The organism is Anaerostipes hadrus ATCC 29173 = JCM 17467 (assembly GCF_030296915.1).
Classification (GTDB): domain Bacteria; phylum Bacillota; class Clostridia; order Lachnospirales; family Lachnospiraceae; genus Anaerostipes; species Anaerostipes hadrus.
In genome coordinates this window covers 444,551-460,555 of sequence record NZ_AP028031.1, presented here as the reverse complement: position 1 = coordinate 460,555, position 16,005 = coordinate 444,551, and the positions used below count along the sequence as shown (strand labels likewise).

The following is a 16,005-nucleotide window of genomic DNA, read 5'->3' as shown; positions in this document are numbered from 1 at the left end:
AAATCAGTGTTGTTTTACAGATCAACACCAGTATCTGCCACCGAGACAACAGTTGCACATCAAATTTAACATGCACATCTTCATACACCAGTCTCCACCTGTGGAATATGGATTCTGATAAGTACTTTGTCTTTGCTGATACCAAGAACCATTTCCTTGCAGCTGTTGTAATAACATCTGATATTCATAATTATCAGGTTCCATGGAAACTGCCTGTTTTGCATGTTCCATAGCAGTTACATTATTTCCAAGGCCTTGATTGGCAGCTGCACTGTAATAGTACCATCTCGCATTTCTTCTGGCTGGTTCCATGCCATCTAAAACATTCCTTGCTTCCTGATAATAACCATTCCTTACATAATTACCTGCTGCTCTTAAATGCGTGTCCTTCTCATATCCTGTCGTTGTCTTCTGTCTTTGCTGAGCTCCGCCATTTGTGTAATAACCACTAAATTGTCCAAAAATATCCTCAAATGGATTCCATTCTCCATACGGATTCCCTTGTTGATTTCCATATGGATTCCCTTGTCCACCATAAGGATTCCCCTGACTCTGGTATCCACCATAAGAACTTTGGCTGTATCCGGTTGTTTTCTCCTTCATAACCTGTTGATAAGCTTGCTGGAGCTCTTTAAATTTCTCCTCAGCTGCCTTTGGATTATCAAGATTGGCATCTGGATGGTATTTTCTGCTTAATCTTTTATATGCTTTTTTTATTTCTTCTTCTGAAGCACCTCTTTGCACTCCTAGAATTTCATATGGATCAGACATTCTTTTCTTCCTTTTCTTTTTCTCGTTTCTCTCGTACCTGTTCGTATCGATACCATACTCCGGAATATAAGACATTTCTCAATATATCTATATCATCGATCAGTGGAAGCTGTTCAAAAGCTTTCGAACACTCTGCCATCATCATCGTTAGAATCTGATGGATCATATCTTCAAATTCCGGTTTTGTATATATATTTTTCAGTGGATTATAGTTGTGATTCTTCAGATCATCTTCAATATCTTCATATGCATCCATCAAATAAATGAATTTACCAAGGAAAAATCCAAATTGATTCAGAAGTTCTTTCCACTCATCATCCTGATACAACATGATCTCTGCCATGACCTTTCCAAACATCCCTGACATCTGGTCGATATCCTGATTGTCTTTTTTCTCTTCTTCTGACAGCTTTTCTAATATATCATTGATCTTATTCCATTTTTCCCTATAAAAATTTCTGGAAAACCCACTTTTATGGTATAAAATTTTTTCTAATACCAACTTCTCTAATTTGCGGTCATCATTCCAATCATCTTTACATTTGTAATAAGTTAACAAAATATTCATGTGCGCGACATAATCCGTGATATTGTTTACTCTTTCCTCATGTTTTTGCAATGGATGTGTGACACATCGCTTCATACTCTTTGTTGTTTCTAATTCATAAAGACTGGTTAAGGTCATCAATACAAAGACCATATCATAGGAAAGTGTGATCTGACCAAACTTTCCATAATGTTCTTTTAATTTTCTGCACAAACCACAATAGTATCCGTGATAGACATCGAATTCGCGGAATTTCATCTCTGATTTGTTGACAATGATATACCCAAACATTTTAGCTCCTCTTTACGAATGTGGTACGACACTTTGGACAACGAACTTCTATCTTTCCTTTTCCTCTTGGAATTCTGATCTTCTGTCCACATCCTGGACATTTGTAAATATGGTAGTTCTTCATCTGCTGTGCTTTGTATTTTCTATTGCTCCAGAGTCCCCGCATATTGGATGTTTTATTCAGGAACCATCTGTTTTCTTCGGCTCGTTTATAGATGTTTCTTGAAAACATACGGATATAGCAATAAATCAAAAGTGCTAATGCGATCCAATAAAAAATACGGCTAAGTGATACTACGCCGCCAAATACGATTCTTCCTGTAAATAGTGATAGTACAAATGCTGCTAAAATAATCTTCATTAAAAAGCGGTTCAGATCGTCATTTCCGTATCTGCCCTGCATGAATTGGTTGAATTTATCTCTCATAGACTTCTCCTTCTTTGATATCTGTTCTATTATGGATATCACATTTAAGTATAATGGTAATTATACGCAAACCTATGCAGAATAGCAATGAATTGGTTGTAAAGAAATTATAAATTTTATTTTATAATTGCATCATCGATCATAGAAAAATACCTGCAGCTGATCTACTGCAGGTATTCTTCCATGATCTTCTTTGTTTTATTGACCACGTATCCACTTCCGCCTCGTTTCTTCACGTTTTCTGTCATGGATACCAGTTCCAATGCTCCCTTATTGTTTGTTGCTGGCATTATGGTCACAAACCAGCCGATTTCTGTTCCTTTTGTGTCTGTCTGTGATTGTTTGATCTCTGCAGTTCCTGTCTTTCCTCGAAGATCTACCCCTTCTATGTTCGCTGCGTGTCCCGTACCAGAAGGATCTCTGATTACTTGTCGCATAGCTTCATTTACAGTATTCACAGCTTGTTTGGTAAATATAGTTTCCTTTAATACTTGTTTTTTTGATCCGTTTTCTTTGACCAGATACGGTTTCAGCATATTACCATTATTAGAAAATGCTGTGTAGATTGCTGCCATATGTACCGGGTTTACCATCATTTTCCCCTGTCCATATCCACTGTCAGCTAACTGAATATCAGAAGTAAATCCTTCACTTCCATAGGATGAAGCGTTTAGTCCAAATGTAAATTTCAAACTTTCTCCAAAACCTAAGTTGTCAAGCTGATCCTTCAAGGTATCTTTTCCTATCTTCAGGGCTGCTTTTGCAAAATAAATATTGTCAGAATAGATCATTGCATTTTGCAGATTATGCCCATTATAATCGTGCAATGTTGTTACGTAATAACCACCCCAGCTTTTATCCTTCTGCCAGCGTTTTCCACTGTTTCCAAAGTCATCATTTGCACGAAATTTATTCTGGCTTAGTCCGATCGCTGCTATGATCGGTTTGATGGATGATCCTGGTGCAAATGTTGCTTTAAAGCGATTTTGCATTGGCAGTCTTTGATCGCTATTGATCACATTCCATTTCTTCTGGCTCATTCCTAAGATAAATGCCTGTGCATCATAAGACGGAGTACTTACAAGTGCCTTGACCTCTCCTGTTGAAGGATTCAATGCAACATGAGCACTTTTATCATTTTTATACTGTTCGTAAATAGCCTTTTGCAAACTACTGTTGATCGTTGTTGTTAAATCCTTTCCATCTGTCTGAGATCTAACCGCCAGTGACTGTTTTTTCTGTCCATTAGAATCTTCTATGTATATCTCTAAGCCATTCATGCCAGAAAGCTGCTCATCATATAATTTCTCAAGTCCTGCTTTTCCTTCGCCATTTTGCATATAACCGATAAGATGTGCTGCTGCCTCCCCAAGTGGATAGATTCTCCCAGTTTCTGTGGAAACAATGATCCCTTTCACATTGAGAAGATCTTTTGAATATTCTTTTAATTTGATCAATGGTACAAAAGAATCATCCGTCACCCATTTTTGATCAAGTTTCCTCTGAATCTCTTCTTTGGATAATCCTAATTTCTTTGCCGCAAGTTTTACGGAATTACCGTCCATCTTCCCAGGAACAAATCCTACAGAATAGATCTTACCCTGTACAGCAAGTGCATTTCCCTGTGCATCTTTGATCTTTCCTCTTTTGGCATATAAAGTTTTTACTCTGACTTTGTCTTCTGCTCCTAATTGCGGAAAAATAACGGAGTCATCCCAATCTATGCGATATCTATGATTTTCTTTGACAAAATCTGTACGGTTATTATAGGCAATAATTCCAGCATTTGTCTGCATTTTTACGTGATATGTCACGGTTGTTGATCTCTTCTTTGAAGTTACATCAGCATCGATCGTTTGGACCCCGATTCCCTTATAAATATTTTTATTTCTCTTGATAAATTCTTCTTTTGAAATACTTTTTTGGCTTTCTTCATTCAAAAGATCGTACATCTTTTCATACTTTCCATCTTCTGCATATGACATATATTTTAATAATGTGTCACCTGGATTCATCGCAATATTATTCTTATAGAATAATACAGCTCCCGCAGCTGCGATCACCAGTGCGACTCCTATTGCTGCCTTCTTTGCTATACTTCTTCTATCTTCCATATGATACTACCTCTTTCTGATTCCTACCTTGATCTGTATTATTTTATTTAATCGTAGAGATCTTTTCTCCTGTTTTCAAAGACAGGATTGGCTGTTCTTATATTTTGAATCTGTTCTTTATCTATCTGTGCATAGAGCAGCTCTTCCTTTTCTTCTCCTAAATACAATCTGGTTCCATCTGGTGCAAATCCAGTACTTCTTCCCATGTAATGTTCCTTGCTGTAATGACAACATCCTAAAACATACATCTCATTTTCAATTGCTCTTGCCCGAAGAAGTGTCTCCCACTGCATAAATTTTCCTTCACCCTTAACCCATGCCGCTGGATACAACATGACCTGAGTTCCAGATAATGCTTCATATCTTGCAAGTTCCGGAAATCTGAGATCATAACAGATTCCAAGTCCGATCACACCTACAGGTGTCTTAATTGGTGTAAACAAACAATCCCCCTTAAGCGTATTCATTGATTCCTTCCATTTATATGCATTAAACAAATGTGTCTTTTTATAATCAGACACAAGTTCTCCCAGGTCATTCAGGATTACCATTGTATTGTAGTTCTTTGTTTCATCCACAGTCTGTTCATTCATCCCAAAAATGATCCACATCTTAAACTCTTTTGCAAGCATCTTCATTGCCTGTACAAATTCGCCATGCAAGCTTTGTGCCTTTTTTGTATAGTTGTGTTCAGCATCCGGATAATAATTCATGAAATATTCTGGAAAAATGATCATAACTGCCTCTTCTTCTGTTGCTTTCTTTATATATTGTTTTGCTTTTTCTATATTTTCTCTCCAGTTTCCGGAAGATGTTGTCTGTGCAACCGCTATTTTATCCATGAAATTTTATCCCCTTTCCAGTCTCTAGAATACCATATTTCGGGCTTTTTTTGTACCGTTATTAACTTTCTTTAAATTTTTTGTAAAAAAAAATAAAAAAAATTAAAAATAATGCTTGCATTTCTTAAAACATTCGTATATAATAAATCTTGCGTTAAGGAAGCGCAGTAAAAACAACATAATTTAAGCGTGATTAGCTCAGTTGGTAGAGCACCTGACTCTTAATCAGGGTGTCGAGGGTTCGAACCCCTCATCGCGTACTAAAGCACTGTTTTTGGTTGATTTTGTAGCCGGGGATGGTGTTTTTCTTTTATTTAAATCTTATATTGTCTTGTAACTGATCTTGGAAACGTCTATAATAGATGATATTACTGATCAACTATCATTCTAAGAGGAGTCTCAAATGTCAAGCAACCACAAATTCGAATCGAATAAAAAGTATTTTACGATTTCTATCTATACCATTGCTGTTATCCTGATCGGATGCGTGATCTTCCGTTTTATAACACAATGGTCTAATACAAGCAAACTGATCTCTCAATTATGGGGCATCTTATTTCCATTTTTTATGGGATTTCTGATTGCCTATATTTTAAACCCTGTTGTAGCTTTCTTTCAAAGAAATGTATCAATAAAACTTTTAAAGAAGAAATCTGCCAGTACACAGCGTGGACTCGCCATTTTGATCAGTTATCTTGTCATGGTTGGTTTTATCATTGTATGTCTACGATTTATCATCCCACAGTTATATGACAGTATTCGTGAACTATCCCTGATGATTCCCGATATTTATAAATCAATCATGTCAATCTTTGAACATTATCGTGAGAACAGCACAGATATGTTTCCTGGTCAGATTGCCGATATGATCGAGACAAAGACATTACCAAAGCTTTTCGAACTGACCAACAATCTTCTGACCAATATCGTCCCTATGCTTTATGAGGCTTCCATGTCTTTTGCCAAGGGATTATTTAACCTGTTTATCGCATTTATTGTTTCTATTTATATGACGATCGATAAATTTATTTTAAAAAATGCCGGAAAACGATTGGTTCTTGCAATCTTTAATGAAAATTTCTCTTATCGTGTACTTCGCACTTTAAAAGATTGTCATAATATTTTTTCTGGTTTCATTATCGGAAAATCCATTGATTCTCTGATCATTGGCTTACTGGCTTTTGTTGCGATGACAATTTTAAAACTTCCTTATACTGTATTGATCAGTGTTATTATCGGCGTCACAAATATGATTCCTTATTTTGGACCGATCATTGGTGCAGTTCCCGGTGCTTTTATTCTTTTTATCGTAAGTCCGACGAAGTGCCTGATCTTTATTATCATGGTTTTTGTCCTGCAGCAGTTTGACGGTCTGATCCTTGGACCTAAGATCCTTGGAGAATCTACCGGAGTTCGTCCACTACTGATTTTATTTTCCATCACTGTTGGTGGCGCTTATTTCGGTCCACTTGGAATGTTCCTTGGAGTTCCGTTTTTTGCTACAGTTCAATTTTTGATCGGAAACTGGGTGGATTATCGATTGTATAAGAAGAATATTAAGTTAGAAAAAGAAGCTTAACATAATAAGAGGATTGACTCATATGATATTTTGTGAGTCAATCCTCTTTTATTGTTATTGATTCGCTATCTGTTCTGCCAGATCATTTAAATATACCCAACGGTCCATCTTTTCATTCAAAGCTTCTTCTGTCTCTTCTTTTTGCTGCGTAAGCTCTGCTAATTTACCAGAATTCGTTGCATTTTCCATGATCTCTTCATCTAACTGTTCTATTTTTTCCTCCAGTTTTGCGATATCATCATCGATCATTTCAAATTCTTTTTGTTCTTTGTATGTAAACTTGAGCTTCTTTTGGTGTTCTTTCTGGAATTTCTTTCCATTGTTTTCTTTTTTCTCTGGTTTACTTTTCTCTTGTTTCGCAATTGGCTTTACTTTCTCCAGATAATCCGTATAACCACCTTCGTACTGTTTTAAATGTCCACCTTCTTCAAACGCAAAAATCCTGTTTACAATACGATCAAGAAAATATCGGTCATGAGATACTGTGATCACGATTCCTGCAAACGTATCCAGATAATCTTCTAAGATTGTTAATGTCTGGATGTCAAGGTCGTTGGTCGGCTCATCGAGGATCAGAACATTTGGTGCTTCCATCAATACTTTTAGTAAGTAGAGACGTCTCTGTTCTCCTCCAGAAAGTTTATCAAGCGGTGTGTATTGAAGTTCTGGCGGGAACAGGAAACGGTCTAGCATCTGGGATGCACTTGCCTGCCCTTTCGTTGTCTGGATGTATTCTGCGACATTTCTGATATAATCAATGACACGGATATCTCCTGTCATATCTTCATTTTCCTGTGCAAAATACCCGATCTTTACGGTGTCACCGATCGTAATGTTTCCTTCGTCCGGCTTTAAGATTCCCATGATCATCTTCATCAAAGTTGATTTTCCACAGCCATTTGGTCCGATAAATCCAATCCTGTCATCTCTTAATACGATGTAAGAGAAATCATTGATCAGATGTTTGTCACCAAATCCTTTGGAAATGTGTTCTAACTCGATCGTTGTCTTTCCAAGACGGCTGCTGATCGAATCCATCTCAACATTTTGCTGCATGGATGGACCTTTGGCATTCTTAAGTTCTTCAAAACGTTCCGTTCTGGCTCTCTGTCTCGTTCCTCTCGCTTTGATTCCCTGTTTCATCCATTCCATTTCCACGCGGAGTAAACTCTGGCGCTTACGTTCTGTCGCAAGTTCCATCTCTTCGCGCTGGACTTTTAACTCTACGAATCCAGAATAGTTGGTATCGTATTCGTAAAGCTTTCCTTTGTCGATCTCTACGATCTTATTCGTTACACGATCTAAGAAATAACGGTCATGGGTTACCATGATCAATACACCTCTAAAGCTGTTTAAGAATTCTTCCAGCCATAGAACCATATCATTATCTAAGTGGTTGGTTGGCTCGTCAAGGATCAGTACTTCGGTTGGATCTACTAAAGTTCTTGCGAGTGCAACTCTCTTCTTCTGGCCTCCAGATAAATGATCACATCCTTCATCAAAATCATAGATTCCAAGTTTTGTAAGGATCGTTTTTGCTTCACTCTCTGTCTTCCAGTCCTGATGTTCTTTTCCATCCATCACATATTCAAGAATGCTTTGTTTCTTCGAAAATTCCGGATTCTGTGGAAGATAAGATACACGGATTCCATTTCCACAGATAATCTGTCCTTTGTCTGGCTCGTTGATCTTGGCAATGATCTTTAATAATGTAGTCTTTCCTGTACCGTTGACCCCGATCACACCAATCTTATCGCCACTGTGGATTCCAAGAGATACGTCATCAAAAATGACTTTCTCTCCATAAATTTTGCTGATATGTTCAATATTTAATATATTCATCTTACTACTTTGCCTGATCGATCGCATCAACTAATTCTTCTTTGGATACTGCTCCAATCAGTTTTGCCTTAATCTCTCCATCTTTGATCACTAAAAATGTTGGAACTGACATGATCTTGTACTGTGCTACGATATCAACATTCTGATCGATATCAAGTTTTCCGACTTTTACAGTTCCTTCATATTCTTCAGCTAATTGTGCTACCACTGGTGCCATCATCTTACAAGGTCCGCACCATGTTGCAAACATATCTACTAATACTGGCACATCACTTTTTAATACTTCTTCTTCAAAATTATCACTTGTAAATGTATATTCCATAATAATTCACCTATCCTTTGCTATTTATTTAAACATCGTTTTGCTTCGTCTAGTGACTGAAAAAATTGACAGACCCATCTGTTCACGCATGGATGCAAATATAGAAACAACTGGATCTTACATCGAAACTTTCCTTGTTTCATAATTATATTACCACTTTTTGTTTATTTTATGCAATCCTTTTATTTGGCATGACGATATGCGACTAAACGACAGATTGAATTTCCCTTTGCTGAGAATTTCTCCTCGTATTCTGTCATGACATTTCCTTCATTATATTCGCTGTGATGAAGATCGTATGTGTGATTTTCCAGGATCCATCCTGCTTCTTCTACCTGCTCTAAGGAGAAGTCAAATAAGTCTTTGTTATCTGTCTTAAACATCACTCTTCCTTCTGGTGTCAGGATATTATCATATCGTTCTAAAAATCTTGTAGATGTCAATCTTCTCTTTGCATGGCGGTCTTTTGGCCATGGATCAGAGAAGTTTAAATAAATCCTGTCTACTTCATCTTTGTCAAACACTTCTTCGATATTCTCTGCATCCATACGGATCAAACGAAGGTTGTCCTGTTCAAAATCTTCTAATTTCTCTACAGCTCTTACTAAGACACTTGAATATTTTTCGATTCCAATATAGTTTACTTCTGGATTTCTTCTTGCCATTTCTATGATAAACTGTCCTTTTCCCATTCCTACTTCGATGTGGATTGGGTGGTCATTTTGAAATACTTCATGCCATTTTCCTTTCATCTGCTCTGGCTGCTGGATGGAAAACTGATTTTCTATGATCGTCTCTCTCGCTCCTGGTACATTTCTTAAACGCATTTATATTCATCTCCTTTATCTTTTTCTCGAATCTTTGTTGATTATATCATAGACGATGGGTATAATAAAGAAAAAGTATGCGGCCTTAAAAAGGCTTAGGATCTGCACTTCAAGGAGGAAATGCCCATGGAAATCGAAAGAAAATTTATCGTCCACAACTTACCTGATAATCTGGATTCTTATCCACACTCTGAGATCGAACAGGGCTATCTTTGCATGGAGCCTGTCATTCGTATCCGCAGGATGAATAAGCAGTATTTCTTGACTTTTAAGAGTAAGGGATTGATGGCTAGAACCGAACATGAATTTCCGCTTGATAAGGCAGCTTATGAACATCTGCTTCCGAAGGTGGATGGGATTTTAATTTCTAAGACTCGTTATAAGATTCCGGATGAACATGGATTTGTGATCGAACTGGATGTCTTTCATGGAGAATATGAAGGGCTTGTGATGGCCGAGGTGGAATTTCCTAGCGAGGAAGTTGCTGTGGAATATGAAGGACCTGAGTGGTTTGATGATGAGGTTACGTTTGATTCTCGGTATCAGAATAATAATTTGGCGAATAAATAATTGTTTGTCATAATCTTTGACGTATATAAGAGATATAAAATAAATAAAAGGTGGCTAAACACGAATTTCATTGACGGATTTTTTACAAAACGCTTGTTCGCAAACTTTCCTTGCGAAACTCGCTTCGCTCAGACATCGCACCAAGTTTGCTGCGATTTTGTAAAAAATCCTATGAAATTCTATCGTTTAGCTACCTTTTATTTATTTTATATCTCTTATATACGCTGAAGGTTATTGGTAATAACTATATATTCTATATTTATTATCATGTAAATTTTACTTACAATTTTTTCTAAAAATGATAATGGTTCTATTTTATATTATTTGTCTACCAAAACTTTACATCGTTTTTTATAGCAGGCGATTCCGTAGTTTAATATTGTTTCGTAGCCTTCTTCTTCTAGTTTCTGATCGTAATTCTTTTCTTTGATCTGTTTTAGTGCTTTTTGGCATGCTTTATCTAGTGTTTTGATGTTTTCTGCATATTTTACTTCTATAATGATTCCGATTCTGGCTTGTTCTGCTTCGATCATGATGTCGCTGTATCCGTCTCCGCTTTCTTGGTTTGAGGTAATGTACCAGTCTGGGTCGTAGCTTAGTAAGCCTAGGAGGACTCCATGGTAGAAGTTTTCTTTTTTGGTTGTGAAGGTGTCTCGGATGCTGATGGTTTTCATTAGGTAGTTATTAAATTGTTCTTCGATTGCTTCTGCGTTTCCTTCTTCAAATGCTTTGCAGAAATCTTTTAAGCGGTTTTCGTCTTTTCTTGTGGTTTCTTTGAACCATTCCTGAATCTGTTCGATAAAGATCTGTCGGATGGATTCGTTTGGGATTATCAGAGAGTAAGTTCTTCCTTGTGGTTTTCCCTGTTGGGTGAGGTAGCCTGTTGCGAAGAGTACACTCCAGAGATTCTCGATCGTGCTGTCTAGTTCGTTGTATGTTAGTTCTAACCTGATTTCTTTCTGGATTGCTTTTCCTTCAATTAATTGTTCAATTTCTCTTCTTGTCTGTTGGTTTGCTTTCTCTATAAAGCGTTTTACGATATAATTTCCACTTGTATTGATCCAGTATGGCTGTGGTGTCGCATCTGGTTCTACTTTTAATGCTCGGCAGTGATTGATTACATCCCATGGGCAGTAGATATCTGTGTTTCCAAAGCGATAGCCGTCATACCATTTCTTTGTTTGTTCGAAAGCTTCTGGTACTTTGTAATATTGTAATATTTCTTTTACTTCTTTGTCTGTAAATCCAAAGTACTCATCAAAATATTGGTCTGTGATAGAAAAGATATTGAAGTTATTTAGTCCTGTAAAGATGCTTTCTCTGGCAATTCTTAAGCAGCCTGTTAATACGGCCATGTATAGATTATCATTTGTTTTTAATGATTGTTTTAACATGTTTCGAAGTAAGATGATCATTTCATTATAGTAGTTATTCTCGAACGCCTTGTCTAATGGGACATCATATTCGTCGATCAATATGATAACTTTTTCCCCATAATATTCTTTTAAAATAGAAGATAAAATCCACAGTGCTGTCATTAACTCTGTATCTTTCATGTTATCTGACATTAATGATTTCATCTGTTCTTTTTGTTTTTCGCTTAACTTATCTCCTGACATTCGATCGTATAATCGTCTGGATTCTGCTGCCATGATATATTTCATCATAGCTTTTGCATCTTCATAATTTCCTGCTTTCGCTCCTTTTAATGAAACTGAGATTACTGGAAATTTTCCCTGATATTGATCGCATAATTCTTTGTCCTTTGAAATTTCAAGGCCTTCAAAAATTGCCTGATCATTTCCTATTTCAAAGAAATATTTTAACATACTCATATTTAAGGATTTTCCGAATCTTCTTGGTCTTGTGAATAGATTGACTAGGCCGTGTTCATTTAGCAATTGTTTGAGCAGGCCTGTTTTATCTACATAGTAATAGTTTTCTTTTATCATATCTTCAAAGTTTTCAATTCCGATTGGAAGTTTCTTTTGCATGAGGTTCCCTCCTTTCCGCATTTATCTTACCTTTTGTTCATATTTTACTATCTGATTATTTTATATGCAACTCAAAATAATCTTTTAATTTTTTCATAGCTTTCATAAATGTTCCCTGTGTGGCATCTTCTGCCAAATGATAATCCTTTAAGTAAAGAAAGCACATACGAAAAACAGAATCTCCGTATTCTCGCATAAGCCTTTCTAAAATTTGTTCTGTCGACATTCTTTTGATCTCCTTTCATCTTTTTAGAGACAATGAATTTAGAAAAAATTACATAATCTGAAAAGATTGATGGTTTTAATTTAACAAAAAATCCTGCCTGACACTGATTTCTCAATGTAGACAGGATTTCTTTACATATTCAAATATATTCTTGCTTTTATCTTGATTTATCTTTTAAAAAGAAAAAATTCAAAATTACATCTAATATAAAAAATATAAGTACAAATAATCCCCAATATACCACCAAACTGTCATATCCTAATCCCAGTATTCTGAAAATTATCTTATGTACTAACACTGTAAATAAGATCAATACTACATTCATTGCTGCCAATAAAATACCTTTCATTTTTCTCTACCTCTTTCTTTTTTTAAATCAATGATTCGATCTGCACTTTTTGCCATTTCTTCATCATGTGTAACGCATACTATTGTTTTTCCTTCTTTTTTTAATTCTTTAAATAAATGAATAATTTTTTCCTTATTGCTTGTATCAAGATTTCCAGTTGGTTCATCTGCAAGTATAATCTCACATGGTTTTAACATCGTTCTTGCAATTGCTATTCTTTGTTGTTCTCCACCACTTAATTCGCAAACCTTATGTCCCAGATATTCTTTGGATATCCCAACTTTCTCTAAAGATTCTTCTAACTCTTTTTCTTTAAAATTCTTTCGATACTTTTTTGATAACAACAGATTTTCTTTTACTGTATCATTTTCTATCAAGGCATAATTTTGAAAAATATACCCAAATACATATCTTCTTAAATTTTGAATATCTTTCTTAGAAAAGCTATTTTCCCCATTGATTGAAATACTCCCACTATCTGGTTTATCAATCATAGAAATCATATTTAAAATAGTAGTTTTTCCTGCCCCGCTCTCACCAATAATTGCAATAAATTCATTTTTATTGATTTTTAACGAAAAATTTTTCAAAACTACATGATCACCAAATGATTTACAAATATCTTTTAATTCAATCATCACCATTGCTCTCCATTTATTATTTTTTCATGTAAATTTTTCTTACTTAAATAATCATACTCTAACTTTGTAACAATAATTTCTATGATACATGCTATAATCATAAAATACCATACTACTACATTATGTTTTATAATATATACTACTGCAGTTGTGCACAAATTAATGCCTATAAAAACTAGAATGATTTCTTTTATTGACGACATATAGCCATATCCCCATAAAGCTTCTAATAATAATCTTTGTTGTTTTGAAAAATAATATCCACTAACTGCTATTGTTATAAATACTATGGAGCAAAGTATAACTGCTAATAAAATTGCACTCTGCCACATTACTTTCTGTCGAATAATCACAAGATTGCTGGCTGCCTGTCCATAAATATTTGTTACCGAGTTAAATTGATAAATACCTAACTCTTGTTCTAATGCTTCTACTTTTCGATATGCCCGACCTTGTTTTTTAGAATTATCCTCAAAATAAATGCTACCTGAAACTGTATCTCCTGCATACATAGATGCAATACAAGATGAATCCACTCCGCCTGTATAAATGACTGCTATTGGATCTATAATCTGATTTTTGTCATTTCCTGTATCTGAATCATACGTAAAATAAGATTGATTCGATTTCACATATATGATATTAATAGATAGTTTATCTTTTTTCAGCATATTTTTTGGTTTATTCATATTTTTTCTAAAATAATTATCTATTGTAACCTTTTGAAAATAGAAATTTTCTTTATAATTTTTTATGATTTTTTTTTCATATTTCTTATACTGTTCTGGCACTAAGATATTAAGAGTATTTTGATTGTAATCAATCAATTTTGAAATGGCTTTTCCATTACATGTTTGTATTGGATTTCGCTTTAAATAATTTTCATCTATTTGAATACTTCTTCCTGCTGGTGAATAAATTTGCTCTTCTTTATCTCCAGCATACTCAAATTCGTACCTCTGATTTCCTCTTCCATCCGATTCCTTTTCATAATTATCTGAGTTTATAATAAATATTTTGAGTTTATCTTTTGATTTTTGATAAAATTTTTCTAACTCATCATTAATATTTCTTGCTTCCAAAGAATCTTCTACCACTGAAGAATCATATCCTTGAAAATTAATTGTATAAATATTTTTTGTCTTATTCCAATAACTCAAAGTATGTTGTTTATCTTTCAATCGTTGTGCATCATTTGTTGCATTACTTAAAGTTAACAATACAACTATAAATACGCTAGTCAACACTATATAAGATATTTTTTTGATTTGATTAAAAAAGCCCGTTTTTTCCCCTTCTGATATATACTTTTCAAGAGATAATATCATACAATTTATTATAATTGCCAACAGAAAAATTATAATGCTTATCAATAAATTTACCAAAATACATGTAGACATATATTCTATTATTTTTTGTATTCCTTCAAACTTCCATCCAACTCCAATCCATATCATTAACCATATCATTTCATTGAATATCCAAAATCTTATGATATCTTTATTTATCTTCCATATAATTGATGCTTTCGAATATCCCCAATATTTCATTAAAGCTATTTTCTTTCTCGAATATATATAATAGACACTAAATCCTAGCAATAAAAATAAAACACTAAATCCTAACAAATACAACACTGAAAGATTATTTATTGATTGCCATTTTTGTTGATTGGTATATATTTTTACAATACCATATTGGGATAATCCCTGTTCTAATTTCTGCTCTATTGCTCTCGTCGTATGATCTATAAAAAATGTGTTTCCATATCCTACATTCTTCAAATCTTTAAATGGATACACATTTATTTTCCATGTGGTATACGGAAACTTCATATTTAAAACTTCTTGTTGATTTGTCGTATAAATAGATAATTCTTTTTCATTAAGAAATTCATATTTCATAATTGTTACATGATATTGATTTGCAAACTTTAAAAGTTCTTTATGAACTTCTGATACATTCACAAGTTCTTGTTGTCTGGCTTGAACTTCTACCACTCTCTTATGGAAAATCTTATCTGTCATGCGATAATCACTGAAAATTGCAAACCCAAAAACATTCATGCCTATCAATACAATGCTATATAAGATGCAAACAATCTTTTTGCTTTTCATTTCACAGTTTTCTCCTAAAAAATAATTACTGTAACCTTTTTGTATATAGGCTGCAGTAATTATTTTATATTTCTATTATTTAGTTGCCCATTTAGCCTTATTTCCAGTTAATGTCTGAAAAATTCTTCTTGTAGCTCGTGTTCCTTTTGGGACCCATGCACTAGCATACCATTTAGAAGAATTTGAATTTTTCACTACCACTCTATGTGTATAATAATCATTATCAAAATGTGCAGCAAATTTTTCACCTTCCCAAGTTACCCAAAAATAGCCTCTATTAGCGTTAGGTTTACTTGGACGACCTTTTAATAATTTATTTGATGCTGTATCACCTGACACACCATAAATCACATCATGTAATGATTTATCACCATTATTTAAATACTGGTCTAAATTAATTTCCTGCTCTTGTTCAGCTGTGTTCTCTTTTGTTGTACTTGCATATGTATCTGCATATGTTATACCAACTAGTCCGAAACATGCGCAGAAACAAAATGCTATTAATGCTAATTTTTTTGTCATAATGCTCTCCTTATATAATATTTT

16 protein-coding genes and 1 tRNA gene are annotated in these 16,005 nt (G+C 34.6%); 3 read left to right on the top strand and 14 right to left on the bottom strand.

Going from position 1 to position 16,005, the window contains the following annotated elements:
* Window positions 1–21: 21 nt before the first annotated feature.
* The 5 genes from QUE18_RS02195 to QUE18_RS02175 form a co-directional block, all read right to left on the bottom strand.
* Window positions 22–771 (bottom strand): DnaJ domain-containing protein, encoded by a 750-nt coding sequence (locus QUE18_RS02195; protein WP_008394049.1) that lies wholly within the window; start codon window positions 769–771, stop codon window positions 22–24.
* Window positions 764–1,609, bottom strand: a complete 846-nt coding sequence (locus QUE18_RS02190) for a DUF5685 family protein (RefSeq protein WP_009203236.1) — start codon at window positions 1,607–1,609, stop codon at window positions 764–766. Before QUE18_RS02190 ends, QUE18_RS02195 begins: the two co-directional genes overlap by 8 nt.
* A gap of 1 nt (window position 1,610) precedes the next feature.
* Entirely contained in the window at window positions 1,611–2,036 is a 426-nt protein-coding gene (locus QUE18_RS02185; RefSeq protein ID WP_015530678.1) for a zinc ribbon domain-containing protein, read from the bottom strand.
* A 164-nt stretch (window positions 2,037–2,200) separates the two neighbouring features.
* Window positions 2,201–4,150, bottom strand: coding sequence for a penicillin-binding transpeptidase domain-containing protein (locus QUE18_RS02180; RefSeq protein WP_009203237.1), 1,950 nt, complete (start codon window positions 4,148–4,150; stop codon window positions 2,201–2,203).
* 47 nt (window positions 4,151–4,197) lie between these two features.
* On the bottom strand, window positions 4,198–4,992 hold the full coding sequence (locus tag QUE18_RS02175; protein ID WP_009203238.1) for a carbon-nitrogen hydrolase family protein: 795 nt from the start codon (window positions 4,990–4,992) through the stop codon (window positions 4,198–4,200).
* Between the two features lie 187 nt (window positions 4,993–5,179).
* Between QUE18_RS02175 and QUE18_RS02170 the strand changes: the two genes are divergently transcribed.
* Both QUE18_RS02170 and QUE18_RS02165 read left to right on the top strand, forming a co-directional pair.
* Window positions 5,180–5,252: transfer RNA gene (locus QUE18_RS02170), tRNA-Lys, on the top strand.
* A gap of 143 nt (window positions 5,253–5,395) precedes the next feature.
* Entirely contained in the window at window positions 5,396–6,571 is a 1,176-nt protein-coding gene (locus QUE18_RS02165) for an AI-2E family transporter (protein ID WP_040344089.1), read from the top strand.
* A 54-nt stretch (window positions 6,572–6,625) separates the two neighbouring features.
* On the opposite strand, the gene QUE18_RS02160 is transcribed toward QUE18_RS02165, so the two are convergent.
* The 3 genes from QUE18_RS02160 to trmB form a co-directional block, all read right to left on the bottom strand.
* On the bottom strand, window positions 6,626–8,413 hold the full coding sequence (locus tag QUE18_RS02160) for an ABC-F family ATP-binding cassette domain-containing protein (protein WP_009203240.1): 1,788 nt from the start codon (window positions 8,411–8,413) through the stop codon (window positions 6,626–6,628).
* A gap of 4 nt (window positions 8,414–8,417) precedes the next feature.
* The gene (gene trxA, locus QUE18_RS02155; RefSeq protein ID WP_009203241.1) at window positions 8,418–8,735 is read right to left on the bottom strand and encodes a thioredoxin; all 318 of its coding nucleotides are present in this window, start codon (window positions 8,733–8,735) and stop codon (window positions 8,418–8,420) included.
* 182 nt (window positions 8,736–8,917) lie between these two features.
* The gene (gene trmB / locus QUE18_RS02150; RefSeq protein WP_009203242.1) at window positions 8,918–9,562 is read right to left on the bottom strand and encodes a tRNA (guanosine(46)-N7)-methyltransferase TrmB; all 645 of its coding nucleotides are present in this window, start codon (window positions 9,560–9,562) and stop codon (window positions 8,918–8,920) included.
* Between the two features lie 120 nt (window positions 9,563–9,682).
* On the opposite strand from trmB, the gene QUE18_RS02145 reads away from it, so the two are divergent.
* A complete protein-coding gene (locus QUE18_RS02145) occupies window positions 9,683–10,132 on the top strand; it encodes a CYTH domain-containing protein (protein WP_009203243.1) in 450 nt (149 codons plus the stop codon).
* Window positions 10,133–10,452: 320 nt separating this feature from the next.
* Here the strand turns inward: QUE18_RS02145 and QUE18_RS02140 are convergent, their stop codons facing one another.
* The 6 genes from QUE18_RS02140 to QUE18_RS02115 form a co-directional block, all read right to left on the bottom strand.
* Window positions 10,453–12,126, bottom strand: coding sequence for an AAA family ATPase (locus QUE18_RS02140; protein ID WP_040344093.1), 1,674 nt, complete (start codon window positions 12,124–12,126; stop codon window positions 10,453–10,455).
* A gap of 55 nt (window positions 12,127–12,181) precedes the next feature.
* Complete coding sequence (locus tag QUE18_RS02135) at window positions 12,182–12,352, bottom strand: sigma factor (protein ID WP_009203245.1); 171 nt, start codon at window positions 12,350–12,352, stop codon at window positions 12,182–12,184.
* Window positions 12,353–12,509: 157 nt separating this feature from the next.
* Window positions 12,510–12,701, bottom strand: a complete 192-nt coding sequence (locus QUE18_RS02130; RefSeq protein WP_009203246.1) for a bacteriocin-like WGxF protein — start codon at window positions 12,699–12,701, stop codon at window positions 12,510–12,512.
* Window positions 12,698–13,339, bottom strand: coding sequence for an ABC transporter ATP-binding protein (locus QUE18_RS02125; protein ID WP_118627789.1), 642 nt, complete (start codon window positions 13,337–13,339; stop codon window positions 12,698–12,700). Before QUE18_RS02125 ends, QUE18_RS02130 begins: the two co-directional genes overlap by 4 nt.
* Window positions 13,339–15,459 carry a bacteriocin-associated integral membrane family protein gene (locus QUE18_RS02120; RefSeq protein ID WP_009203248.1) on the bottom strand — a complete coding sequence of 707 codons (2,121 nt, stop codon included), beginning with the start codon at window positions 15,457–15,459 and terminating at the stop codon, window positions 13,339–13,341. The genes QUE18_RS02125 and QUE18_RS02120 overlap by 1 nt, the downstream gene beginning before the upstream one ends.
* Before the next feature lie 75 nt (window positions 15,460–15,534).
* Complete coding sequence (locus tag QUE18_RS02115) at window positions 15,535–15,981, bottom strand: hypothetical protein (protein WP_009203249.1); 447 nt, start codon at window positions 15,979–15,981, stop codon at window positions 15,535–15,537.
* Between the last annotated feature and the right edge of the window lie 24 nt (window positions 15,982–16,005).